This is a genomic window from uncultured Arthrobacter sp. (assembly GCF_964021775.1).
GTDB lineage: Bacteria > Actinomycetota > Actinomycetes > Actinomycetales > Micrococcaceae > Arthrobacter.
The window spans coordinates 296,270-318,786 of sequence record NZ_CAXHZI010000001.1 but is presented as its reverse complement, the minus strand read 5'-3'; the positions used below and the strand labels follow the sequence as shown (position 1 = coordinate 318,786).

The window sequence follows — 22,517 nt, the reverse complement described above, 5'->3', positions numbered from 1 at the left end:
TCTAACTAGTATTCAGTGGTTGTCCAGTTCCGCCCGGAATCAGTCTCCAGCGACGTCGATGGCGTCCACGGCTTCGCGCATCCGCACCAGGAACTGCAGGACCGCCGTCGTCTCTTCCGGGCTTAGGGATTCGGCAATCTCGATCATCCGCCCGTGCATATTGCCCAGGGTATGGCGGACTTCCTCGTCAGCCCCGCGGGTCGGCCGCAGAATGATGGCGCGGCGGTCGGAAGGGTGCGGCTCGCGCGTGATGTAGCCGCTGGAGGCCATCCGATCGACCAGTGCGGTCATGGAGGCTGAGGTCATGCCCAGCCGGGCGGCGAGCTCTTTGGGCCGGACTTCCTGGCCGGCGGTCTCAGCCTCAAGCAGGTAGCGGAGCGCCAAGAGGTCTGTTTCCCCCATCGCCATGGACGTGCGGGTGCGCCGCCTCATGGCGGTCTCCGACGCCCGGTACTCCCGCAGCGCGTTCAGGACGTCGACGGCGGAGGGCTGCTCGTTTCGCCTGGGCGGGTACCAATAGCCTTCGCTTTCACCAAGGGGAGTCACGCGAATTCCTTCGATAGCCTAGTTGTAAGGTTTTCTAACCAACAGATACTAGCGCAGAATTCCATGCGATTGGGCGACGATGCTCCGGTTTCAGTTTTAGCCTGTGCCAGGCATCAACCGCCGAGGCCCAGGGCTGCGCGCGCGTTGTTCTTGCGTTCAGCGAGTTCCTTGCGCGCGGCCAAGGCCTCGTCCATGCTGACGGCGACGAACCTGGTGGACGTGCCGGGGGCGGCGCGGGCCACCAAATCCATGTCGGCGCTGATGACTGTTCCCACCATGGCGTAGCCGCCGCCGGAGACGGCATCACGGTGCAGGATGATCGGCTGGGTGCCGCCCGGAATCTGGATGGACCCGACGGCGTAGCCGGCATCCACGATGTTGGACGGGTCGGAACCGGCCCCGAAAGGCTGTTCCCGTTCCTTCCACTTAACGCCGGGACCGGAGTACCGCAGCCCCATCCGGTCGGCCACCGGAGTCACCTTCCACTCGCCGTTCAGTAGGTTGTCCAGTCCCTCGTCGGTGAGGCGGTGGTCGTAGAGCCCCAGCACAATCCGGACGGTCTGCTCCTTGCCGAAGGCGGGCCGGAACTCTTCCGGAACGGTATCGGCGTCGGGCACGGCTCCGTTGTTGAGCGGGCTGCCGACGGGAATCCGGTCGCCGGCCTCCAGCTTGCGGCCGTGGAATCCGCCGATTGCGCCCAGGCTGTAGGTGGACCGGCTACCGAGCACCTCGGGCACGTCGATGCCGCCCTGGACCGCGATGTAATACCGGGTGCCGCCCTGGATGACGCCGAAGCTGAGTTCGTCGCCGGCCTTCAGTTGCAGCCGGGTCCACTGCGGCCGGGGTTCGCCGTTGACCTTGACCTCGACCGGTGCCCCGGTGACGGCAAGAACAACATCCTGGTCGGTGGTGAGTGCCGGGCCCAAGTAGGTGCATTCCAGGACCGCTTCCTTGGCGGTGTTGCCCACCAGCGCATTGCCCAGTTCGGCGGAGTACTGGTCCAGTGAACCGCTCTGGGGGATGCCAACGTTGTAGTGGCCGGTGCGTCCCTGGTCCTGGACCGTGGTGGCAAGCCCGGGGCTCTTGATATCAAATGCCATTGAGGGCCTCCATGAGTTCCTTGTTGTAGCCTTCGGGATTCGCCAGCGCTTTGGACAGATCGAACGTCACGGGCGCCTGCCGGTAGCGGAACGTCCCCGCCGCGATCTCGGCCTGGATGCTGTTGTACTCGGCCTCGGTCACGGGCTTGAACTTCACAATGTCGCCCGGCCGGAAGAACACCATAAAGTCCTTGAAATCGGCCAGGGCCTGCGCCGGATCGAAGATCGGAGCGGCAGCGACGCCGAACATCTGGTACCCGCCCGCGCCCCGCACCGAGTAGATGCAGCCGAAGCAGCCGCCGTGGCCCACGGTCAGGGCGGGAGTATCCGTTCGGGGGCTCAGGTATTTGGGGACTTCCAGCTGCTTCTCGCGCTCAACCAGCTGGAAGAGGAACGGCAGGCCGGCGACGAAGCCGACCATGGACACAAGCCAGGGCTGCTCGTGGTGCCGTTTGATGAACTCCGCGGCGTCCTTGAGGTTGTTGACTCTGGCGGCGTAGTCAATGTCGCTGCCGCCCGGCTCCTGGTGGAATCCTTCGCGGAAGCGCTCTGCCACTTCGGTCGTGAAGGGATCGTCGTACCAGACTGGCACCTCGATGATCCGGGTTTCGAGGGCCTGCTGCTGGTGGTGCACCAGGTCTCCTTCAATGGCCCGGACGGTCTCTTCAAGGGTCGACGGCGGCAGGACGTCGGGATCGAATCTCACCAGCAGCGAGGCGTTGGCAGGGCAGACATCCACGATGCCGGGCAGCTCCAGCTCTGTAAGCTTCTCGGCGATCGACATGACCCTGAAATTGGCGGCCAGGCTCATGGACTCGGAGACCTCGACGAACAGGAACTCGTCTCCGCCCCAGGTGTAGCGGGCCTCCAGCTCGGCGGGTGCGGGGCTGCTCATGGTGCCTCCATCAGATTGTCGACGGTTTCTATGAACTTTGAGTGGTGCTTGACGGCGGCGAATTCGAGCCGGTCCAGCAGCTTCTTGAGCACGGGAATGGTTGTTTTGACCCCTTCGATCCGGGTCCCGTACAGGGCCTCCAGCGCCCCTTCGATGGCGGCTTCGCGGGTGTCCTTGTGGACAATGAGCTTCGCGAGCATGGAATCGTAGTACGGGCTGACCGTGGACCCTGCCTCCACTCCGGCATCGACGCGGATCCCGTCGCCTGCAGGCCATTCCAGGGCCGTGATCAGGCCTGGGCTGGGGAAGAAGTTGTTGTGCGGGTCCTCGGCGTTGATGCGGCACTCGATGGCGTGGCCGCTGAATTTTATGTCCTCCTGCCGGACCGACATGGCGCCGGTGGAGGCGATGAGCAGCTGTTCACGGACCAGGTCGACGCCGGTGATTTCCTCGGTGATGGGATGCTCCACCTGGATCCGGGTGTTCATTTCGATAAACGCGGCCTCGTGGCCCGCCGGGTCGTAGAGGAACTCGACCGTTCCGGCGCCGCTGTAGCCGCACTCCCGGGCGAGTTCCACCGAGGATTCGCGGATGGTCCGGCGGACGGCGTCGGGAAGATCCGGGGCCGGGGCTTCCTCAATGACTTTCTGGGAGCGCCGCTGCATGGAGCAGTCGCGGTCTCCGAGATGGATGAAGTTGGTACCGTCGCCAAGGACCTGTACCTCCACATGCCGGGCGTGCTTCACGAAGCGCTCCAGGTAGACGGTCGGATCTCCAAAGACCGATGCCGCTTCGCCGCGGGCCATCTCGATGGTCTCCAGCAGTTCGCCTTCGTTGTGCACAAAACGGATGCCGCGGCCCCCGCCGCCGGCGGAGGCCTTGACCACGAGCGGGTAACCGATGCCGCGGGCCTCTTCCACGGCGTCGGCGTCGGGGTCGAGCGGCCCGTCGGAGCCGCGGAGGATCGGGACTCCTGCCTTGCGGGCAGATTCGCGGGCCAGGGACTTGTTGCCCATCATCTCGATCGCGCCGGCGTCGGGCCCCACCCAGGTGAGGCCCGCTGCTGCGACCTTCCGCGCAAACTCGGCGTTCTCGGAGAGGAATCCGTAGCCGGGGTGGACGGCGTCGCAGCCGTTGTCCACGGCCGCGGCGATCACGGCGTCCTGGTTCAGGTAGCTGGCGGGTGCAGGGGCCGGCCCCACCACAACAAAGTTGTCCGCCGTGCGCGCGGCCAGGGAATCGGCGTCGGGCTCACTGACCACCAGGAGCGTCTCGATGCCCATTTCGCGGGCTGTACGGGCGATCCGCACGGCGATTTCACCGCGGTTGGCGATGAGCAGCTTCTTCATCATTAGCCTTCTCGGATGACGATAATGGTGTCGCCCGGATTGACCATGTCGCCCTCGTTGACCTGGAAGGATTCGAGGGTTCCGGCCACATCGGACTGGATTTCGGTGAACTGCTTCATGATTTCGATGATGCCGACGGTCTGGCCGACTTCGATGGTGTCGCCCTCGTTGGCGAAAGGCGGCTTGCCCGGGCCGGGCTTGCGGTAAAAGACTCCGGGGAGGGGGGAAACAATGTTTGCCATGGGGTGCTCGCTTTCAGATGGTTGGATAATTTGGCTCTAGCCCAGGACCGCACGCACGGCGCTGGCCACGGCAGTGGAATTGGGTGCGTCGGAGTGAACGCAGACGCTCCGGAAGGGGATGTCCAGTTCGGTGCCGTCCACGGCCAGTACCGGCTCGCCGGCCAGGGCACGGCTGACGCGCTCGGCGGCGGCTGCGGGATCGGTGGGAACCGGGCGGCGCTGGATCAGCAGCTCGCCTGCCGGACCGTAGTTGAGGTCGACATAGAGTTCCGGCACGAATTCCACGCCCATCGCCCGGCACACTTTTTCGTGGGCCGTGCCGGCGAGTCCGTAAAACGGAACTCCGTACTGCAGCGCCGCTCCGGCAGCGGCCTGCATCAGTTCCTCGTCGCCGGCCAGCATTCCGTACAGGGCGCCGTGCGGTTTGATGTGGTTCAGCGTGAGCCCGTGCTTGCCGAGGAACGCTGTCAAAGCCCCGGTCTGGTACAGGATCATCGACTCGACCTCGTCGGGGCTGAGTACCATCCGGCGGCGGCCGAAACCTACGACGTCGGGGAGGCCGGGGTGCGAACCGACAGCCACCCCGTGCTCGGCCGCGAGCGCCACCGTGCGGTTCATCACGTCGGGATCGCCCGCGTGGAACCCGCAGGCGACGTTGGCAACGTCGATGATGCGCATGAGTTCTTCGTCGTTGCCGAACTCGTGGAGGCCCAGGCCTTCACCCATGTCGGAGTTCAACAGCACGCGCCCTTGAGCGCGGGGAGCGGTGTCGGGGGTCTCATTTGTTTGCATGGTGCAACGCTACTCAGCATCCGGGGCCGCCGATATTGTGCAGTGCGACGAATCGGACGGGCCGACTTATGATGACTGCACTATCTGAAGGGTTTTGCCCGCCGCTTATGGGAGGCTGCCGTGCGCATCTCGGACCTGATCGGCGACGCCGATCTCAACATCCGCCTTCGTGTTCCGGGCGCCGAAGGCCGCCTGAACCGGCCGATCACCTGGTGTGCTCCGACGGAACATATGGACCCCACGCCCTTCCTCAGTGTCAATGCCCTCGTGCTGACCAACGGCATGGGCCTGAACGTCAGGGACTTCAGGATCTGGGACGCCTATGTGGAACGGCTGGTCTCCGTGCCCGTCTCGGGACTCGCGTTTGGCCTGGGCGCCGCGCACCGCGAGCTGCCGGAGGGCCTGTTACGGGCCTGCGAGGCGCACGGCCTGCCACTGCTGGAGCTCCCTCCGGAGGTGCCCTTCGTGCTGGTCATGCGCCACGTGGAGCGGATCATTGCCACCGAGCGTTATGAGGAACTGCGCAAGGGTTGGGAGCTGGCAGACGAGTGCACCCGTCTGGCGGCCGACGGACGGTCCCTGGCGGAGGTGCTTGAGCGGGTGGCGGGCGCCGTCAACGCAAGGGTGGCCGTCATCGATCAGAATGCCTTCGAACTCGTTGCCGCAGGCACGGCCCACGGGGATACGGCGCGGACCACTTTGCGCCTGCCAAGCGGGGCCGCGGAGCAATTCAGGCTTGCCATCGAGGGGATTGGCAGTGACATCGTGCTGCAGCCCGTCCTGGGTCCCGTCGCCGCCGTGATCGGCCTGCAGCTGAGCTACACCCTAGGCTCCCGCTCGCCCCTGCATTCCCGGGAGGCGGCGCGCTTCATGGAGGCCCTCTACGCGGGCCACGGCGAGCCCTCCCGGCCGCTGCGACGCTATGCCCTCGAGTCCGGTTTCGATCCCGACGGAGACTGGAGCGGGGTACTCATCGCCAGTTCGGGGGAGATCGCGCCCGCCAAGCTGCGTGCCATAGCGTGGCGCGCGCGGGTGGGGCTGCAGGGCTCTTTCAGCACCGTGCGGTTCATGGAGGAAACCGGGCTCACCACCTTGTTGCTGCAGCGCCCGCACGGCACGGCCGACCTGCTTGACGCCGTCAGGGACTTCTTTCTGGATGCCCCGGAACTGTCCGTGATTGTCACCGAGACCGCGAACCTCGGCGAACTGCCGCTGGCGCTTCGGCTTGCACGGCGCCAGGTGGGGCGGCCCGGCGTGCACAAAGCGCCGCTGGCCGACCTCGCCGGCATTGTGCAGGGGCTGCCCAGCCCTGGTCTGGTGGCTATGTGCCAGCGCCTCCTGGCACCCTTGTCTTCCGACGGCGGCACTGCGCTGCGGGAGACGTTCGACGCGTACCTGCGGCACAGCGGGAATTCGGCGAAAATCTGCGACGAGCTCTTCATCCACCGCAACACCCTCAGCTACAGGCTGAGGAAGATCCAGGAGCTCCTGCAGCTGGACCTTACCGACGGCGAAGTCCGCGCCACCTACATGCTGGCGCTGGGCATCGTCGCAGCAGCGCATTGAGCAAGGTCAGCCTGCGTTATCCCAGGCGCTGCTTTCCCGCACACACAAGGTGGGTGTAAGCCGCACGGGTTCGACGTCTTCGCCGTCGAGCACACGCTTCAGCAGTTCCATCGCCGTCCGGCCGATATCCAGCATGGGGGAGCGGACAGAGGAGAGCGGGATGGGAAGCTCCGCGGCGACGGACGTGTCGTTGAAGCCCACGACCGCGACGTCACTGCCCACGGTGAGGCCGTGGGAGCGCAGCACGCCCATGGCGCCGATGGCCGCGAAGTCGTTGACCGCGAAGATGGCAGTGGGGTGCGGCTTTCTGCGCGCCAGGATCGTTTCGGTGGCTTCGCGGCCGCCCGCCGTGTCGAAGCGGGACCAGACGACGGCTTCCTCGGGAAGCGCGCCGCCCAGGGACTTCCACCGGTGCGCGAACCCGGCTGTCCGGTCCACAGCCGTGCTGGCGTATGGTTCGCCTGCAATGACGGCGACGTTCCGGTGGCCTTTACTCCACAGGTGGTCGGCCACGAGCTGGCCGCCCAGGACATCGTCGCAGGTGGCCGAAGGGTAGCCGGTAACCCGCCGGTTCATAAGCACGAAGGGAATGTTGCGGGCGCTGAGCTCCCGGAGTTGGCTGCCGTCCAAGTGGGCATCGCCGATGATCAGCCCATCCACGCGGCGGGCCAGCATGGTGTCCGTCTTCCGGCGCTGCTCCTCCGGGTCATCGCGGGAATTCATGACGAAGGTGGAGTAGCCGAGCTCGGCCGCGGCCTCCTCAATCCCCTCGTACATGATGGCCAGCACAAGGTCCGAGAGCCGGGGGACAATCACGCCCATCAGGCGGGTCCGCCGCGTCCGCAGGCCGGCGGCCTGGGGATTGGGGGAGTAGCCCCGCTTCCGCGCCAACTCGCGAACCCGTTCAGCCGTCGCCACGGAGGCGGCGCCGCGGGCAACGTCGGATCCCGAATGCAGGATCCTGGACACAGTGGACGGGTGGATGCCGAGCTCGTTGGCGAGGTCCTTCAGCGTGACCGTGCGGCCATCGGCCGTGATTTCTTCCATTTGTTCCCCTGCCGCAGCTCAAGAAGGCGTCCTACAAGACTGCCCGATGCGGTGCGGATCTTCAGCCATAGGGCCCTTGACGTGTCCCAAGTCACATTCTATAGTCACTTTAACCTCTTACCCAATCGATTGGGTAGCCCGGCGGGGCGGATTCGACACTAAAAGTGTTTACACCTGAAACGCCGGGCAGCACGTGGGGGAAACATCGCGAAGATACTTTTTAGCCAAGAACCCAAACGATTGGGTAGGCATTCGCTGCGGCGGATGCAAGGAGCAACGGAGTCAACATGACCGTCACAGATTCGGGGAGCGCGCACGTGGTGCTGCTGGCCACAGGAGGCACCATCTCCTCCCGCGGCTCCGAGACCGGCGGAGCGGTGGCGTCGGACACGGGAGAGCAGGTTTTCGCCAGCGTGGGCGGCCGGGCCGCCCACCCGGTTCGCGTGGTGGACATCTTCCGGAAGGGTTCGTACCTGCTGACCATCGACGACATGATCGCCATCTGCGCCAAGATCCGCGAGGCCCTGGCGGACCCGCAGGTTCTCGGGGTGGTCGTCACGCACGGCACGGACACGATGGAGGAAACGGCCTACCTGGCGGAACTCACGCACAATGATGCCCGACCGGTCGTCTTCACCGGCGCCCAGCAGGCGGCCGACTCCAGCACCCCTGACGGCCCGGGAAACCTCGCCCGGGCGATCGCCGTCGCCGGCTCTCCCGCAGCCCGTGGGAAGGGGGTGCTCCTGGCCTTTGCCGGGACCATCTTCCCTGCAGCCGGGGTGCGGAAGTGCCACACCACCAGAGCTGAAGCCTTCGCCAACCCGGACTTTGGAACGGCCGGAACGGTCAGCGAAGCGGGTGACGTCAGCCTCACGACGGTGCGGCCCACGGTTGATGCGCTGCCGCTGCCTGGTGCCGGGGCCGGTTCGCCCCGCGTGGACCTGATTGCCGCCTACCCCGGGGCGGACGCCACCCTGTTGCGAAGTTCCCGCCAGGCCGGGGCGGCGGGGATTGTCCTCCAGGGAACGGGTACGGGCAACGCCAACCGCGAGATCTGCCGGGAGGTCGCCGCGGCCACCGCGGCCGGCGTCGTGGTGGTGACCAGCACCCGGGTGGAAGCCGGCGCCGTCGTGCCGATCTACGGCGACGGCGGCGGCGACGATCTGCGCGCGGCGGGCGCCGTATCCTCCGGGCTGCTCCGGCCATCCCAGTCGCTGGTCCTGCTCAGCCTGCTGCTCCGCCTCGGCACCTCCGCCGACCACATCGCGGAAACCTTCGCCCTGCGTGGCAGGGTCCCGGACTCAAACCACCCCGAAGCCAGTACCCAACAACCCAACTCCAACAAAAAGCCCAGTGAAAGGTTGATCTCATGACTAAGGACATCCAAGTCGCGTTCGGCGTCGACGTGGACGCCGTGGCCGGAATGCTCGGCTCCTACGGAGGCGAAGACTCTCCGTGTGACATCTCCCGCGGTCTGTTCAGCGGCGAAGTAGGCGGCCCCCGCCTCATCCGCCTCTTCGAGAAGTACGGGCTGCCGGCAACCTGGTTCGTCCCGGGCCACTCGATCGAGACATTCCCGGACCTGACCCGGATGATCGTGGACGCCGGGCATGAAATCGGCGTGCACGGGTACTCGCACGAGAACCCCATCGCCATGACCCGGGAGCAGGAGACGGCCATACTTGACCGGTCGATCGAACTCATCGAGAAAGTCTCCGGCCGCCGCCCCACGGGCTACGTCGCCCCCTGGTGGGAATTCTCGCAGGTGACCAACGAGATCCTCCTCGAACGCGGGATCAAGTACGACCACTCCCTGATGCACCGCGACTTCGAGCCTTACTACGTCCGGGTCGGTGACAGCTGGAAGAAGATCGACTACACCAAGGACGCCGAAACCTGGATGGAGCCGCTGGTCCGGGGCAAGGAGACCGATCTGGTCGAGATTCCGGCCAACTGGTACCTCGATGACCTGCCTCCGATGATGTTCATCAAGGCGTCCCCGAACTCGCACGGCTTTGTCAGCCCCCGCGACATCGAGCAGATGTGGCGCGACCAGTTCGACTGGGTTTACCGGGAAATGGACCAGGCCGTCTTCACCATGACCATCCACCCGGACGTCTCGGGCCGGCCCCAGGTCCTGCTCATGCTCGAACGCCTGATCGAACACATCAACTCCCACGAAGGCGTCAGCTGGCTCAAGTTCGACCAGATCGCCGACTCCTTCCTCGCCCGCAGCCCCCGAAAGGAAAACCAGTCATGACCATCCAGCAGCCCGCCGTCGACCTGACGAACCCGGCACCCGACGAGAAACGCCGTTTCCCGGTCTTCTCCAAGCGCAATACGACCACCGCCACGGTGCTGGCCCTGCTGGCTTGGACCATTGCCGTTTTCGACTACGGACTTTTCGGTACCCTCCTGCCGGCCATGCAGGAAGAGTTCGGCTGGACCGCAACCGAGGCCTACGCCATCAACACCTGGATCGCCGTCGGTACCGCGATCGTCTGCTTCGGCATCGGCCCTGTCATTGACCGGCTCGGCCGGCGCAAGGGCATGATGACCACCATCGGCGGCACCGCAATCGTCTCCGGCCTGACGGCGCTGATTCCGACCGGAATCCCGTTCCTGAGCAACGGCCTGCTCGTGCTGGTCCGTTCCTTCGGCGGGCTCGGATTCTCGGAGCAGGCAGTCAACGCGACCTACATGAACGAGGTCTACCAGGTCACCGAGGTCGCCGATAAGCGCAAGCGCCCCGGTTTCCACTACTCCTTCATCCAGGGCGGCTGGCCGCTGGGCTTCCTGCTCGCCAGTGCCCTCGCCCTCGCGTTCCTGCCCTCCCTCGGCTGGCGCGCCCTGTACCTGATGGCCACCATCCCGGCAGCGATCATCGTGTGGGTCATTGCCAAGAAGCTCAAGGAGACTCCCCAGTTCGAACTGCACCACAAGCTGACCGAACTTGAGAAGAGCGGCCAGTCCGGGGACGCCCACGCCCTGGCCCACGCGTACGGCGTCGAACACTCGTCCGCAGCCCCGCTGAAGCGCATCTGGGAACCGCACCTGCGCCGGAACACGATCGTCTTCTCGCTGGCCTGGATCTTCAACTTCTTCGGGATCATGATCTTCAGCATCCTCGGCAGCTCGGTGCTCAAGAACGCCAAGGGTGTGGAGCTTTCGGATGCGTTCTGGATGCTCATCGTCATCAACATGCTGGCGTACTTCGGCTACGTCTTCCACGGATGGCTCGGGGACAAGATCGGCCGCAAACGGACCATCATCGGCGGCTGGATTCTCTCCGGCCTTTCCTTCACCGTCATGCTCAGCCCCATCGCCACGAGTCCCGTCATGATCATCGTGACCTACGGCGCCGGCCTGTTCTTCCTGGTTGGGCCGTATGCCGCAATCCAGTACTTCATGGCTGAGTGCTACCCCGTCAGCTGCCGTGCCACCGGCACCGCGTTCATCGGTGCCATGAGCCAGCCCGGCACCATCCTGGGCGGCGCACTGTTCACCGCGGCGGCAGCCAGTGGGGGTACCGGCGCAGCAGCCCTGTGGGTCGGTGCGGCCGGAACGCTGTTCTCCGGCCTCTTGATGATCGCTGCGAAGCCCCCGGCAGAGGCACTGCTCGAGGACCACCCGCACGAGGTCGACGCATGACCCGGGATATGAAGGTGGCCGTCATCACCGGGGCCGCCAGCGGGATTGGCCGCGCGCTCGCCGTGCACTACGCCAAGAATGGTGTGCGGTCGGTGATCGGCACCTTCCCCGGCGATCCCCACGACCCGGAGGAAACCCTGCGCCTGGTGAAGGACGCCGGGGGCCAAGCGGTGATCCATGAAGTGGATGTCCGCAGCACCCCGTCGGTTGACGCTTTTGCCGAACGCGCCGTCCAGGAGTACGGCCGCCTGGATTACGCCGTGGCAAACGCCGGGGTCCTGCGCAACTCGCCCCTGGGCGAGCTGACCGACGAACGCTGGGACGACATGCTCGACGTCGACCTCACCGGGGTGCTGCGGACCCTGCGCGCGGGGTCCGCGCGGATGACCGAGGGCGGTGCGATGGTTGCGGTGTCTTCAATTGCCGGCGGTGTCTACGGGTGGGAGGAGCATGCCCACTACGCGGCCGCCAAGGCCGGTGTGCTTGGGCTGATCCGCAGCGTGGCCGCCGAGCTGGGACCGCGTGGCATCCGTGCCAACGCTGTCATCCCCGGGCTCATTGAGACGCCGCAGTCCCTGGACCCGGTGAACTCGCTGGGGCCCGAGGGCCTGCAGCGCGCCGGGCGGGACATTCCATGGGGCCGGGTCGGCCGGCCCGAGGAGGTTGCCAGCGTGATCGGCTTCCTGACCTCCGATGACGCCGCTTACGTCACCGGCCAGTCGCTGATAGTCGACGGCGGCCTCACCATCAAGATGCGTGCCTGAAAAGCCCTGGAAGGAACGAATGAACAACACTGACACCTCCCCTCACCGATCGGGCCGGGCTGTGGTGGTCACGGGCGGCGCCAGCGGCATCGGCAAGGCCATCGCCGACGCCTTCACCGCCAACGGCGACAGAGTGGCAGTCCTGGACCGGTCCGGCGCGGCGGGAACCATCGCCGTCGACGTCTCGGATGAAGCGAGCGTGAAAACCGCCTTCGCCGCCGCCCGCGAACAGCTGGGCGGGATCGACATCCTCGTCAACAGCGCGGGCCTGCTGACCGAGTCGCGGCTGGAGGACATGACCCTGGCAATGTGGAACGAGACCGTCTCCGTCGACCTGACCGGCGTTTTCCTCTGCTGCCGGGAGGTGGTGGGGGAGATGCGGCAACAGAAGTGGGGCCGCATCATCAACATTGCCTCCCAACTGGCGATCAAGGGCGGCACCGGGCTCAGCCACTACAGTGCCGCCAAGGCCGGCGTGGTGGGGCTGACCAAGGCCCTGGCCCTGGAAACCGCCGGCGACAATGTGCTCGTCAACAGCATCGCCCCGGGTCCGATAGAAACTCCGCTGGTGGACGGGATCTCGGAGGACTGGAAAGCGGCCAAGCGGGCGGGGCTTCCGCTGGGGCGCTTCGGAAAACCGGCGGAGGTGGCACCCACGGCTCTCCTGCTGGCCAGCGACCCCGGAGGCAACCTCTTTGTGGGGCAAACCCTCGGACCCAACTCCGGCGACGTAATGCCCTAAGAAGGGAGGGCCACATGTGCGGCGCCTGCGGACGAACCGTTGTGCCCGATCCCGTCCTGGGACCGGTCAGAACCCTGCGGCAACACCTGATTGTCGCGGCCACGATCAACAGTGTCTGCCAAGGTCTGCCGGGAGCCCCCAAGGTGACCGCGCTCAAGGAGGGCTGGATGATGACCGGCGCTTCCGGGGGCTCAAGGCAATGCCAGACCCTTGAAGAACTCTGGGCTGCTGTCCTCGACTGTTTTACTGACGCCTCGGTTCTTGGACGCCTGCGCAGGCGCCGGGAAGACTACGCGGCCGACCCGTCCAACGCAGGGCTGCCCGCGCGTGCGGCCGCCCTGCTCGAAGCATCTAGCCTAGGAGCTCTTCATGACTGACTTCACCCCGCTATGGTCGCCACTTCAGATCGGTTCCACCCACCTCGACAACCGGGTGGCGCTGGCTCCGATGACAAGGATCAGTGCCACCGAAGACGGGCACGCCACGGAACGAATGGCGTCCTATTACCGGAAGTTTGCCCGCGGCGGTTTTGGGCTGTTGATTACGGAAGGGATTTACCCGGACACCGCGCACAGCCAGGGCTATCACTTCCAGCCCGGCATCGCGACCGAGGAACAGGCCAGGTCCTGGGCCACCGTCGTCGACGGCGTCCACTCGGCCGGCGCGCGGATGTTCGCCCAGCTCATGCATGCGGGGGCGCAAAGCCAGGGAAACCGGTTTGTCACGTCCTCGATCGGACCATCGGCAGTGGCCCCCAAGGGGGAGCAACTGCCGTTTTACCGCGGTGAGGGCCCGTATCCCGTTCCGTCGGAAATCACTCCGGCGCAAATGGCCGATGTCCGGAAAGGCTTCGTCACGGCGGCGCTGAACGCCCAGCGGGCCGGTTTTGACGGTGTCGAAATCCACGGGGCCAACGGGTACCTGCTGGATCAATTCCTCACGGACTACCTGAACCAGCGCACGGACAGCTACGGTGGATCACCGGAGAACCGGGTGCGGTTCGCTGCGGAGATCTGCCGCGACGTCCGGGACGCCGTCGGCCCCGACATGACCGTGGGCATCCGGATCTCCCAGTCCAAAGTCAGCGACCATGACCACCGGTGGGGCGGAACCGCGGACGAAGCGAACGTTATCTTCTCCACGCTGGGGGCCACCGGCGTCGACTTTATCCACACCACGGAATACGAGGCGAGCGAGCCCGCCTTTGAGGATTCGGAGGAAACGTTGGCCGCGCTGGCCAAGGCGTATTCGGGAGTGACAGTGATCGCCAACGGCAAACTCGACGATCCGGAAACGGCCGTGTCCATGTTGCGTGACGGTTCCGCCGACGTCGTCGCGCTCGGCAAGGCCGCCCTGGCCAACCGGAACTGGCCGCACCTGGTCCGGAACAACCTCGAATTCGACGAACTGGACCCCAGCGTGTTCGCTCCCCTCGCCGACGTCAAAGACTGGGAGCTGGAGGGGCCGGCCTAATCCTGCGCTTTCCGCCCCGTTGCACTGCATGACGTGCGGCGATGCGGCATCGGCCCGGTACCCCGCCGGGCTACGATGGGAGCCGACCAGTCGAAGAGCCGTGCCAGGCTAGCGGCTGAAGTGAAAAGGTTGGGTTGGCAGATGGCGTCTGGGGCAACAGCACGGAACAACGTGCACGTGTACGGGCCGGAAGCCGGCCCGGTCCTGGTGTTCGTCCATGGTTTCGGCACCGACCAGGGTATGTGGGGCAGGATCCTGCCCTGGTTCACCGACCGGTACCGGGTGGTCCTGCTGGACCACGTGGGGTCCGGGGGATCTGACCAGTCCGCCTACGATTCGGACACCTACTCCGGGCTCCACGCGTATGTCGATGACCTGATGGAAGTCTGCGCGGAACTCGGGGTGGAGGACGCCACCCTGGTTGGCCACAGCGTCGGGTCCATGATGGCGGTCAGTGCCGCCGCCCGGGACCAGGGCAGCCGCTTTCGCCGGCTCGTCCTGCTCACGGCATCGCCCAGCTACCTCAACCACCCCGAGGACGGCTACGTCGGAGGGTTCACCCGGGAGGACCTCGACGACGTCTTCGAATCCCTGGACGCCAATTACCTCGTCTGGGCCGAACAGATGGCACCGGTCTACATGAACGCGCCCCACGCCCCGGAACTGGACCGCGAAATCCAGGGCAGCTTCGGCCGGATCAGCCCGCGGATCGCACGTGATTTCGCCCGGGTGGCGTTCCTCTCCGACGTCCGGCACCTGCTGTCCGGCGTCACCATTCCCGTGCTGGTCCTGCAAAGCACCGACGACGTCGTCACGCCGGACCACGTGGGCACCTACCTGCACCGGGAACTGCCCGCCAGCACGCTGGTGCGGCTGGCCGCCACCGGCCACTTCCCACAAAGCAGCGCGCCGGAGGAAACCGCCACCGCCATCCTCGAGTACCTGAAGCAGCCATGAGCCAGACGACCACCCGGGCCGTCGACTACAGGCAACTCTTCCACCAGGCACCCGCCGGCTACGTCGTGGCCGGCCCTGACGGGACCATCCTTGCGGCGAACGCCACCATGTGCGCCTGGACCGGCATCGACGTGCTCGACGGCACGCGGCTGCTGGACCTGCTGCCGGCCGGCGACCGGCTGATGTACCGCACGCATGCCGGGCCGAAGCTGGAACGCGACGGCCACCTGGCCGAGCTGTCGATCGAACTGCTGGGGCCGGACGGGCAGCGCAAGCCGGTGCTGCTCTCGGTCACCCGGACATCTGACGGCGGCGAGCCGCGGGACCTGATGATCTTCTTCGCCGCGCCCGAGCGGCGGCGGTACGAGCGCGAACTGGCCGGCGCCCACCGGCAACTCGAGGACGCCGCGGCGGAGCGCGCCAAGCTCCTGAAGGAAGCGCGCCACCGGGCCCTGCACGACCCGCTAACCGGCCTTTCGAACCGGCGGCGGCTGCAGGAAAGCCTGCTGGCGGCCCTGGCCCGCGCCGGCGAGCAGCAGCACCGCGTAGGCCTGCTGTTCTGCGACATCGACAACTTCAAGCAGGTGAACGACACCCAGGGCCATCCGGCCGGGGACCAGGTCCTGGAACACGTCGCCCGGATGCTGACCGGGGCCGTGGGCGGCGCTGATACCGTGACGCGCTACAGCGGTGACGAGTTCGTGGTGCTGGTTCCCGGGCTGGAGCATCCGGGGGAGCTGGAGACGGTGGCCGGCCGGGTCCGGGACTGTCTGGCGGCGCCCGTCACCATTGAGGGGACCGTACTCCGGCTGGGCATGTCCGTCGGCTTGGCGGAAACGGCCGTGCCGGCGGACGCCGACTCGGCCGGGCACCGGGACCTGGCCAAAGCACTGCTCTCCGGTGCCGACCAGGATATGTATCGGGTCAAGACCGCAATGCGCGTGGGCCGGCGGGAAGCTCCCGCCGTCGTCGTTTAACCCCTCGCCGGTGCCGCGACGGATCCCCGGCGGATCAGCTCGGCCGTAAACACCGGCGCGGCGGCGGGCGCCTTCCGGCCCTCCATCTGCCGGATCAGGGCTGCGGCTGCGGCTGCGCCCATGTCATACACGGGCTGCGCGATGACCGTGAGCGGCGGCGTGGTGAGCCGGGTCCAGGCGAAGTCGTCATACATGAGGAAGGAGACATCCTCCGGAATCGACAGGCCGAGCTCCTGGATAGCCTCGACGACGCTCAGCCCGATCAACCCGTCGGAGGCGATGATCGCGGTCGCCGGGTCCGGGCGCTGCAGCAGCTCGCGGGTGATCTTCCGGATCGACTCGTCATCGCCGGCGTTGAGGCGGATCAGATCCTCCGGCGGTTGCAGGCCGGCGTCAGCGAACGCACGTTGCAGCCCGGCGCGACGGTCCGAGATCTGGGACGAGTCCAGCGGCATGCCTTCACGGTACGGTTCGTCCGTCCGGAGCGTGGAGATGAAGGCGATTCTGCGGTGGCCGGCATGGATGAGGTAACTCGTGGACTCATGGGAGATGTCCTCCATGTCGACGGCGACGGTGTCGACGTCGAGCCCGGGCGCCTTGCGGTCCAGCAGGACCAGCGGGCGGCCGGACTCGTGAACGCGCCGTAGATGTTGCGTCTCGACCGAAGACGCCGGTGCCACGATCAACCCGTCCACACGCTTGTCCAGCAGCACCCTGACGGCATCGATTTCCGCGGCCGTGTCCTCGTCCGTGTTGATCAGGATGACGTTGTAGCCACTGCGCTTGGCGGTGTCCGTGATGCCCCGGGTGGCCAGCCCGAAATGGGGGTTTTCGATGTCGCCCACCACCACCCCGATGGTGTGCGATTTTCCCGTGTTCATGCTGCGGGCGAGCTCATTGGGCCGGTAGTCCAGCTCCCCGGCGGCGGCTAGCACCCGCTCGCGCACATCCTCGCTCACAGCGCCGTAGTTGCCCAGGGCGCGGGCGGCCTGGGCTTTGGAGACCTGGGCGGCGCGTGCGACGTCGGCGACGGTGACGTCGCGGCGCCGGGAAACATCACTCTTCATGACGGCCTTTCGTAGCGGACCCTTGACGCCCCATGTGGCTTCGATTACGTTTCTAGCAATCGATGTGAGTCCGGTCTCAATCCTAGGGAGTGAGACCGGACTCAGCAAGACCCGCATCGACCCTCACCCACTAAGGGGCGGACCGCCCACCTCCTCCGCTCCTCACCCCACGATTGGAAAAACGCTGTGAACACAGGAAACAAGTTGCGCCCCGGGGCGCTCATTGCCGCTGCTGTTGCCGCGGTTCTCGCACTGTCCGGCTGCGGCGGAACCTCTTCCGCCTCGTCGTCGCCGGCGGACAACCCCTACGGCCTGATCGAGCCCGGCACCATCCGCGTGGCCAGCCTGGGTGACTCCAAGCCCTACACCTTCGCCGACGCCCAAGGGAACTTCACCGGCTTCGACGTCGAACTCTTCAAGGATGTCGCCCACCGGGCAGGCATCGACAAGGTCGTCTTTACCGGTCAGGACTTCTCCGGGCTGCTCGCCGCCGTCTCCAACGGCCAGTTCGACGCCGGCGTCGCGGCGATCGGCATCACGGACAAGCGAAAGCAAACCGTCGACTTCTCCGACGGCTACCTGGCCGGCTACCTGACCGTCATCACCACCAAGAACTCGGGCATCGCCAACGCCGACGCGCTCGCCGGAAAACGCCTGGGCGTGGTGCAGGGAACGCTTCAGGAGGCCTACGCCGTCAAGAACTTCACCTCGGCCAGCCTGGTGCGCTTCCCGGACAACAACACCGCTATCTCCGCCGTGAACAGCGGATCCGTGGACGCGCACTTCCTGGACTACGAGGCCGCCAAGGCCTACGAGGAGAAGTACGGACTGGTCAGCGCCGCGGACATCCCGTCCTTCGACGCCCCCGCCGGGTTCGCCGTGGCCAAGGGCAAGACGGCCTTCAAGGACGCCCTAAACAAGGGACTGGCCGCCGCCATGGAAGACGGCACCTGGAAGAAGCTGTACCAGAAGTGGTTCCCGGGATCGCCGATGCCCAAGCAGTACCTGCCGAAGGCCGAGCAGGCGGCAAGCCCCTCGCCCAGCCCCACGTCCAGCAAGTAAGCCACCAGGCGGACACCTCCGGCAGCCACCGCGCTGCCACCTGACCGGGCGGGCCGCACGGCGCGGCCCGCCCGGGATCCACAAGCTACCTACGTCTGAGAGACACCATGGACTGGTTAAGCACCATCACCCGCACCTTCTTTGACTTCGGCGCAATGGCCGAAGTCCTGCCCCAGCTTCTGGGAGTCGGACTCCTCAATACCCTCATCATCTCCATTGCCGCCACCATCCTCGGCGTCGCCCTCGGCATGGTCGTCGCCGTGATGGGGATATCCCCGTCCGCCTGGCTCCGCGTTCCGGCCCGGATCTACACGGACCTGTTCCGCGGGCTTCCGGCCATCCTGACCATCCTGCTGATCGGCCAGGGATTTGCCCGCTTGAGCCAGTCGATCTTCGGTCCGTCCCCCTACCCCCTGGGGATCATCGCCCTGAGCCTAATTGCCAGTGCCTACATCGGCGAGATCTTCCGCGCCGGCATCCAGAGCGTGGACAGGGGCCAGGGCGAAGCCTGCAGGGCGCTGGGCATGAGCTACGCGAAATCGATGGCCCTGGTGGTTGTCCCGCAGGGTGTCCGCCGGGTCCTGCCCGCGCTGGTCAACCAGTTCATCGCCATCGTGAAGGACTCCTCGCTGGTCTACTTCCTAGGCATGCTGGTCTCCGAACGGGAACTGTTCCGCGTCGGCCAGGATGCCGCCGTCCTCTCCGGCAACCTCTCCCCGCTGGTCCTGGCCGGGATTTTCTACCTGGTGGTCACGGTGCCCCTGACCCACCTGGTCAATTACTTCGACAACCGCTTCCGCACCGGCCGACGCCGCCCCGCCGCCCCCAGCAGCGGCCTCAAGGAAGTCAACGAACTCGCCGCGGCTTCACCGCTGACCACCGGGAGCAACACATGAGCCTCGCAAGCAATACCGCCAGCAACACCGCGCCGGACATCGAGACCTTCCACGGGTCCAGCCTGGAACTGAGAAACCTGACCATGGCCTACGGGGATATCGAGGTGCTCCGGAATGTCAGCCTCAACGTCGCGCCGGGCACCACCACCTGCATCATCGGGCCCTCCGGCTCCGGCAAGTCCACCCTGCTCCGCGGGGTCAACCGGCTGCACGAACCCAAAAGCGGGGACGTGCTCCTGGCCGGCGAGAGTGCCCTGCAGGTTAAACCGGATCTGTTGCGGGCCCGCATCGGCATGGTCTTCCAGCACTTCAACCTCTTTCCGGACCACACCGCCCTTGAGAACGTCGCCCTGGCGCTGTGGAGCGTCAAGGGAATGCCGAAGGCCGAAGCGCGGGAACGTGCCCGCCGCCGTCTCGCCGAGGTGGGCCTCGCCGAGCGCGCCGACCACCGTCCCCGGGACCTATCAGGCGGACAACAGCAGCGTGTCGCAATTGCCCGCGCCCTGGCCATGGAACCGGAGGTCATGCTCTTCGACGAGGCCACCAGCGCGCTGGACCCGGAACTGGTCAAGGGCGTGCTGAACCTCATGGCAGGCCTGGGCCGCCGCGGCATGACCATGCTGGTGGTCACGCACGAGATGGGGTTCGCCCGCAAAGTCGCCGATCAGGTCGTCTTTATGGACGAGGGCGAAGTCGTCGAATCCGGCACCCCCGCCCAGCTCTTCGACAACCCCCAAAGCGAACGGCTCCAGCGGTTCCTCTCGGAGGTGCTCTGATGGGGAGCGGCGCAGCGGAGCCCATCCGCACCGCCGTCGTCGGCTTCGGAGTCTCCGGCAAGGTCTTTCACGCCCCCCTGATCGCGGCGCATCCCGGCTATTCGCTGGACGCCATTGTCACGGCGGATCCGGCCCGCGCCGCGGAGGCCGCCCGGCTCTACCCGCACGCCCGGATCGTCCCGACGCCGGAGGCACTGTTCGCGCTCGCCGGAAGCCTGGACCTGGTTGTTCTCGGGACGCCCCCGCAAACCCACTACGACCTCGCCGCAACGGCAATGGACCGCGGACTTCACCTCGTGGTGGACAAACCATTCGTCACCAGCCCGGCCCAGGGCGATGCTCTCATCTCCCGGGCTGCCCACGCCGGCGTGCAGCTCACGGTCTTTCAGAACCGGCGCTGGGACGCCGACTTCCTGACACTCCGGGAACTAATTCGGGAAGGCGCGCTGGGCGAGGTCCGCAGCTTCGAGTCGCGCTTTGAGTGGTGGCGGCCGGACGGTTTCGGGAACTGGCGGGACACTGCCGCGGCTTCCGACGGTGGCGGCATCCTCAACGACCTGGGCGCCCACCTGATCGACCAGGCTGTCCAGCTGTTCGGTCCCGTAGCGGAGAGCTACGGGGAAACCGCCAACCACGGGCACCCGGACGGCGCCGACACCGAGGCCTTCGTGTCCCTGCTGCACGAATCCGGAGTCCGGTCACGGCTCTGGATGAACGGCATGGCGGCCCGGGTTGGCCCGCGCTTCCACGTCTTGGGCTCGGGGGCCGGGTACACCAAGTGGGGTCTGGACAGCCAGGAACCCGCGCTGGCGGGCGGCATGTCGCCGTCGGACCCGGCCTACGGCGTCGAGCCCGAGGACTCTTGGGGGGTCCTCGGCGTCGACGGAACCGCCGAGGCGGTTCCTGCCCGGCGCGGCGCCTACCCCGAGTTCTATACCCGGCTGGCCGCGGCGCTCCGGGGGGACGGCCGGCTGCCGGTCGACGCCAGGGAGTCACTCGAGGTCCTGAGGGTTATCGAAAACCTCCGCGCTTTCGCCTAGCCATACCTCGCGCCGCCCCGACAGGGTCCGCGCGAAATTTCAAGCACCCCTTATGCATAGAAAGGAAGACCCATGTCCTCCACGCCCTCAACTAAACGCGTCGCTATCATTGGCGGCGGCATCCTCGGTGTCTCCACCGCCGTCCACCTGCTCCGCGAAGGCGCCTCGGTGATCCTCCTGAGCGAACGCGGCCTGGCCAGCGAGGCCACCGGCCGCTCGCTGTCCTGGCTGAACTCCGCGGGAGAACGTTCCACCCCGTACCACCAGCTCCGGGTCGCCGGCGTGGACCGCTACCGGACCCTCTTCGCCGCGGATCCGGACCGGGACTGGCTGCAGTTCGGAGGCGGCCTCATGTGGCACGCCGCGGGACAACAGGCCGCCACCGACGCCCGCCATGACTACGAGACGTCCATCGGCTACAACTCCAAACTCCTGGCGCCCGAGCAGCTCCCTTCCGCCGTTCCCGGCGTCGACCCGGCTGCCGTGCCCGAGAGTGCCATCTTCAACCCCGGCGAGGGGTGGGTCAGCCTGCCCGATCTGGTGGAGTTCCTGATGGAGGACTTCCACGCCCTCGGCGGGGAACTTGTGCTCAATGCCGGCAAGGTCTCCGTCACGGTCGATGCCGGGCGGGCAAGCGGCGTGGAGACGGCCGCCGGCGACACCTACCCTGCGGACGCCGTCCTGGTGGCGTGCGGCGCCGCGACGCCCGCCGTCGTCGCACCCCTGGGCGTTGACATCCCCAACGGTTCCCCGGTCTCCATGCTGGTGCTGACCAAGCCCGTGGACCACGGACTGAAGGCCGTGCTGAACACCCCGCGGGCAGCCGTCCGGCCGAACCCCGGAAACGCCCTGGCCCTGGACCACGACTGGTACGAAGAACACATCACCGAACACGCCGACGGATCCTTCAGCATCCCCGACGACGTGGTCCAGGAACTTGCTGATGAAGCGTCCAAGCTGATCGCCGGCCATCCCGAGCTGAAGCCGGCCTCGTGGAAGATCGGGTACAAGCCCATCCCTGGCGACGGCGAACCGGTCCTAGGTGAACTCGGCCAGGTGCCCGGCTGCTTCGTGGCCTTTACCCACTCGGGCGCTACGCTGGGCCTTATTGCCGGCGAACTCCTCGCGGGCGAGATCGTGACCGGGAAGAAGCACCCCATGCTGGCCAGCTTCCGGCCGGGCCGGTTCTCCTGACCGGTGGCCGGCTGAGCCGCCAGCACTGACCGCGAAGACGCGACGACGACGGCGGGAAAGCTCCCGCCGTCGTCGTCATTCCTGCGTTGTAAGGGTGCTGCTAGGCGGAGGCCGAATCCAGGTTGGCCGCGCCGTTCAGGCTGAGGGTGAAGGTGTTGGGGCCGCTGGCGTGGACCGCGATGTTGGACTTCGCGGTGTTGTGCCGGACCGAGAGGTCGTGGACCAGGGCGTCCAGCTCGTGGTGCATCGTGGAGCGGTCCCAGAGCTTGTGGGTGACAGCGTTGGCAGTTTCAAACGTCATTGTTCAGTGCTTCCATTTCTGAATCCGGGTGTCCGGCTGCCGCACCGATGCGGAGCCGCCGTAGGCCAACCCAGGAACAC

The 22,517-nt window shown here is 66.5% G+C and carries 23 protein-coding genes; 14 read left to right on the top strand and 9 right to left on the bottom strand.

Annotated elements, in window-relative coordinates:
- Positions 1-39: 39 nt before the first annotated feature.
- The 6 genes from ABIN76_RS01490 to pxpA all read right to left on the bottom strand — a co-directional run bounded on the left by ABIN76_RS01490 (position 40) and on the right by pxpA (position 4,924).
- Complete coding sequence (locus ABIN76_RS01490) at positions 40-546, bottom strand: MarR family transcriptional regulator (protein ID WP_346957945.1); 507 nt, start codon at positions 544-546, stop codon at positions 40-42.
- Positions 547-659: 113 nt separating this feature from the next.
- The gene (locus ABIN76_RS01485) at positions 660-1,646 is read right to left on the bottom strand and encodes a biotin-dependent carboxyltransferase family protein (protein WP_346957944.1); all 987 of its coding nucleotides are present in this window, start codon (positions 1,644-1,646) and stop codon (positions 660-662) included.
- Positions 1,636-2,541, bottom strand: coding sequence for an allophanate hydrolase subunit 1 (locus ABIN76_RS01480; RefSeq protein WP_346957943.1), 906 nt, complete (start codon positions 2,539-2,541; stop codon positions 1,636-1,638). The genes ABIN76_RS01485 and ABIN76_RS01480 overlap by 11 nt, the downstream gene beginning before the upstream one ends.
- Complete coding sequence (locus ABIN76_RS01475) at positions 2,538-3,893, bottom strand: acetyl-CoA carboxylase biotin carboxylase subunit (RefSeq protein ID WP_346957942.1); 1,356 nt, start codon at positions 3,891-3,893, stop codon at positions 2,538-2,540. The genes ABIN76_RS01480 and ABIN76_RS01475 overlap by 4 nt, the downstream gene beginning before the upstream one ends.
- The gene (locus ABIN76_RS01470) at positions 3,893-4,132 is read right to left on the bottom strand and encodes an acetyl-CoA carboxylase (protein ID WP_346957941.1); all 240 of its coding nucleotides are present in this window, start codon (positions 4,130-4,132) and stop codon (positions 3,893-3,895) included. The genes ABIN76_RS01475 and ABIN76_RS01470 overlap by 1 nt, the downstream gene beginning before the upstream one ends.
- A gap of 36 nt (positions 4,133-4,168) precedes the next feature.
- Positions 4,169-4,924 (bottom strand): 5-oxoprolinase subunit PxpA, encoded by a 756-nt coding sequence (pxpA, locus tag ABIN76_RS01465; protein WP_346957940.1) that lies wholly within the window; start codon positions 4,922-4,924, stop codon positions 4,169-4,171.
- A 120-nt stretch (positions 4,925-5,044) separates the two neighbouring features.
- Between pxpA and ABIN76_RS01460 the strand changes: the two genes are divergently transcribed.
- Positions 5,045-6,490 carry a PucR family transcriptional regulator ligand-binding domain-containing protein gene (locus tag ABIN76_RS01460; RefSeq protein ID WP_346957939.1) on the top strand — a complete coding sequence of 482 codons (1,446 nt, stop codon included), beginning with the start codon at positions 5,045-5,047 and terminating at the stop codon, positions 6,488-6,490.
- Between the two features lie 6 nt (positions 6,491-6,496).
- On the opposite strand, the gene ABIN76_RS01455 is transcribed toward ABIN76_RS01460, so the two are convergent.
- Positions 6,497-7,537 (bottom strand): LacI family DNA-binding transcriptional regulator, encoded by a 1,041-nt coding sequence (locus ABIN76_RS01455; RefSeq protein WP_346957938.1) that lies wholly within the window; start codon positions 7,535-7,537, stop codon positions 6,497-6,499.
- Between the two features lie 287 nt (positions 7,538-7,824).
- On the opposite strand from ABIN76_RS01455, the gene ABIN76_RS01450 reads away from it, so the two are divergent.
- From ABIN76_RS01450 to ABIN76_RS01415, 8 genes are all read left to right on the top strand, one after another.
- Complete coding sequence (locus ABIN76_RS01450) at positions 7,825-8,910, top strand: asparaginase (protein ID WP_346957937.1); 1,086 nt, start codon at positions 7,825-7,827, stop codon at positions 8,908-8,910.
- A complete protein-coding gene (locus ABIN76_RS01445; RefSeq protein ID WP_146336574.1) occupies positions 8,907-9,797 on the top strand; it encodes a polysaccharide deacetylase in 891 nt (296 codons plus the stop codon). Before ABIN76_RS01450 ends, ABIN76_RS01445 begins: the two co-directional genes overlap by 4 nt.
- Positions 9,794-11,188 carry an MFS transporter gene (locus ABIN76_RS01440; protein WP_346957936.1) on the top strand — a complete coding sequence of 465 codons (1,395 nt, stop codon included), beginning with the start codon at positions 9,794-9,796 and terminating at the stop codon, positions 11,186-11,188. Before ABIN76_RS01445 ends, ABIN76_RS01440 begins: the two co-directional genes overlap by 4 nt.
- Positions 11,185-11,952, top strand: coding sequence for an SDR family oxidoreductase (locus ABIN76_RS01435; RefSeq protein WP_346957935.1), 768 nt, complete (start codon positions 11,185-11,187; stop codon positions 11,950-11,952). Before ABIN76_RS01440 ends, ABIN76_RS01435 begins: the two co-directional genes overlap by 4 nt.
- A 19-nt stretch (positions 11,953-11,971) precedes the next feature.
- A complete protein-coding gene (locus tag ABIN76_RS01430; protein ID WP_346957934.1) occupies positions 11,972-12,694 on the top strand; it encodes an SDR family NAD(P)-dependent oxidoreductase in 723 nt (240 codons plus the stop codon).
- A 369-nt stretch (positions 12,695-13,063) separates the two neighbouring features.
- Positions 13,064-14,167, top strand: coding sequence for an NADH:flavin oxidoreductase (locus ABIN76_RS01425; protein WP_346957933.1), 1,104 nt, complete (start codon positions 13,064-13,066; stop codon positions 14,165-14,167).
- A 141-nt stretch (positions 14,168-14,308) separates the two neighbouring features.
- On the top strand, positions 14,309-15,124 hold the full coding sequence (locus ABIN76_RS01420) for an alpha/beta hydrolase (RefSeq protein WP_346957932.1): 816 nt from the start codon (positions 14,309-14,311) through the stop codon (positions 15,122-15,124).
- Positions 15,121-16,101, top strand: a complete 981-nt coding sequence (locus ABIN76_RS01415) for a GGDEF domain-containing protein (protein WP_346957931.1) — start codon at positions 15,121-15,123, stop codon at positions 16,099-16,101. Before ABIN76_RS01420 ends, ABIN76_RS01415 begins: the two co-directional genes overlap by 4 nt.
- On the opposite strand, the gene ABIN76_RS01410 is transcribed toward ABIN76_RS01415, so the two are convergent.
- A complete protein-coding gene (locus tag ABIN76_RS01410; RefSeq protein ID WP_346957930.1) occupies positions 16,098-17,168 on the bottom strand; it encodes a LacI family DNA-binding transcriptional regulator in 1,071 nt (356 codons plus the stop codon). The genes ABIN76_RS01415 and ABIN76_RS01410 overlap by 4 nt on opposite strands.
- Before the next feature lie 204 nt (positions 17,169-17,372).
- Here ABIN76_RS01410 and ABIN76_RS01405 point away from each other — a divergent pair, with 204 nt between their 5' ends.
- The 5 genes from ABIN76_RS01405 (at position 17,373) to ABIN76_RS01385 (ending at position 22,136) form a co-directional block, all read left to right on the top strand.
- Positions 17,373-18,230: an ABC transporter substrate-binding protein gene (locus ABIN76_RS01405; RefSeq protein WP_346958037.1), complete on the top strand. Its 858-nt coding sequence runs from the start codon at positions 17,373-17,375 to the stop codon at positions 18,228-18,230.
- Positions 18,231-18,337: 107 nt separating this feature from the next.
- The gene (locus ABIN76_RS01400) at positions 18,338-19,126 is read left to right on the top strand and encodes an amino acid ABC transporter permease (protein ID WP_346957929.1); all 789 of its coding nucleotides are present in this window, start codon (positions 18,338-18,340) and stop codon (positions 19,124-19,126) included.
- Positions 19,123-19,902, top strand: a complete 780-nt coding sequence (locus ABIN76_RS01395) for an amino acid ABC transporter ATP-binding protein (protein ID WP_346957928.1) — start codon at positions 19,123-19,125, stop codon at positions 19,900-19,902. Before ABIN76_RS01400 ends, ABIN76_RS01395 begins: the two co-directional genes overlap by 4 nt.
- Entirely contained in the window at positions 19,902-20,942 is a 1,041-nt protein-coding gene (locus tag ABIN76_RS01390) for a Gfo/Idh/MocA family oxidoreductase (protein WP_346957927.1), read from the top strand. Before ABIN76_RS01395 ends, ABIN76_RS01390 begins: the two co-directional genes overlap by 1 nt.
- A 72-nt stretch (positions 20,943-21,014) precedes the next feature.
- On the top strand, positions 21,015-22,136 hold the full coding sequence (locus tag ABIN76_RS01385) for an FAD-binding oxidoreductase (protein WP_346957926.1): 1,122 nt from the start codon (positions 21,015-21,017) through the stop codon (positions 22,134-22,136).
- Between the two features lie 100 nt (positions 22,137-22,236).
- Here the strand turns inward: ABIN76_RS01385 and ABIN76_RS01380 are convergent, their stop codons facing one another.
- Positions 22,237-22,437: a hypothetical protein gene (locus tag ABIN76_RS01380; protein ID WP_346957925.1), complete on the bottom strand. Its 201-nt coding sequence runs from the start codon at positions 22,435-22,437 to the stop codon at positions 22,237-22,239.
- Positions 22,438-22,517: the final 80 nt, after the last annotated feature.

What these genes read in the sequence shown, in the direction of transcription:
- ABIN76_RS01485 (WP_346957944.1), bottom strand. Translation starts at nt 1,646, where the DNA reads ATGGCATTTGATATCAAGAGCCCCGGGCTTGCCACCACGGTCCAGGAC.
- ABIN76_RS01480 (WP_346957943.1), bottom strand. Translation starts at nt 2,541, where the DNA reads ATGAGCAGCCCCGCACCCGCCGAGCTGGAGGCCCGCTACACCTGGGGC.
- ABIN76_RS01475 (WP_346957942.1), bottom strand. Translation starts at nt 3,893, where the DNA reads ATGATGAAGAAGCTGCTCATCGCCAACCGCGGTGAAATCGCCGTGCGG.
- ABIN76_RS01470 (WP_346957941.1), bottom strand. Translation starts at nt 4,132, where the DNA reads ATGGCAAACATTGTTTCCCCCCTCCCCGGAGTCTTTTACCGCAAGCCC.
- pxpA (WP_346957940.1), bottom strand. Translation starts at nt 4,924, where the DNA reads ATGCAAACAAATGAGACCCCCGACACCGCTCCCCGCGCTCAAGGGCGC.
- ABIN76_RS01455 (WP_346957938.1), bottom strand. Translation starts at nt 7,537, where the DNA reads ATGGAAGAAATCACGGCCGATGGCCGCACGGTCACGCTGAAGGACCTC.
- ABIN76_RS01450 (WP_346957937.1), top strand. Translation starts at nt 7,825, where the DNA reads ATGACCGTCACAGATTCGGGGAGCGCGCACGTGGTGCTGCTGGCCACA.
- ABIN76_RS01445 (WP_146336574.1), top strand. Translation starts at nt 8,907, where the DNA reads ATGACTAAGGACATCCAAGTCGCGTTCGGCGTCGACGTGGACGCCGTG.
- ABIN76_RS01440 (WP_346957936.1), top strand. Translation starts at nt 9,794, where the DNA reads ATGACCATCCAGCAGCCCGCCGTCGACCTGACGAACCCGGCACCCGAC.
- ABIN76_RS01435 (WP_346957935.1), top strand. Translation starts at nt 11,185, where the DNA reads ATGACCCGGGATATGAAGGTGGCCGTCATCACCGGGGCCGCCAGCGGG.
- ABIN76_RS01430 (WP_346957934.1), top strand. Translation starts at nt 11,972, where the DNA reads ATGAACAACACTGACACCTCCCCTCACCGATCGGGCCGGGCTGTGGTG.
- ABIN76_RS01425 (WP_346957933.1), top strand. Translation starts at nt 13,064, where the DNA reads ATGACTGACTTCACCCCGCTATGGTCGCCACTTCAGATCGGTTCCACC.
- ABIN76_RS01420 (WP_346957932.1), top strand. Translation starts at nt 14,309, where the DNA reads ATGGCGTCTGGGGCAACAGCACGGAACAACGTGCACGTGTACGGGCCG.
- ABIN76_RS01415 (WP_346957931.1), top strand. Translation starts at nt 15,121, where the DNA reads ATGAGCCAGACGACCACCCGGGCCGTCGACTACAGGCAACTCTTCCAC.
- ABIN76_RS01410 (WP_346957930.1), bottom strand. Translation starts at nt 17,168, where the DNA reads ATGAAGAGTGATGTTTCCCGGCGCCGCGACGTCACCGTCGCCGACGTC.
- ABIN76_RS01400 (WP_346957929.1), top strand. Translation starts at nt 18,338, where the DNA reads ATGGACTGGTTAAGCACCATCACCCGCACCTTCTTTGACTTCGGCGCA.
- ABIN76_RS01395 (WP_346957928.1), top strand. Translation starts at nt 19,123, where the DNA reads ATGAGCCTCGCAAGCAATACCGCCAGCAACACCGCGCCGGACATCGAG.
- ABIN76_RS01390 (WP_346957927.1), top strand. Translation starts at nt 19,902, where the DNA reads ATGGGGAGCGGCGCAGCGGAGCCCATCCGCACCGCCGTCGTCGGCTTC.
- ABIN76_RS01385 (WP_346957926.1), top strand. Translation starts at nt 21,015, where the DNA reads ATGTCCTCCACGCCCTCAACTAAACGCGTCGCTATCATTGGCGGCGGC.
- ABIN76_RS01380 (WP_346957925.1), bottom strand. Translation starts at nt 22,437, where the DNA reads ATGACGTTTGAAACTGCCAACGCTGTCACCCACAAGCTCTGGGACCGC.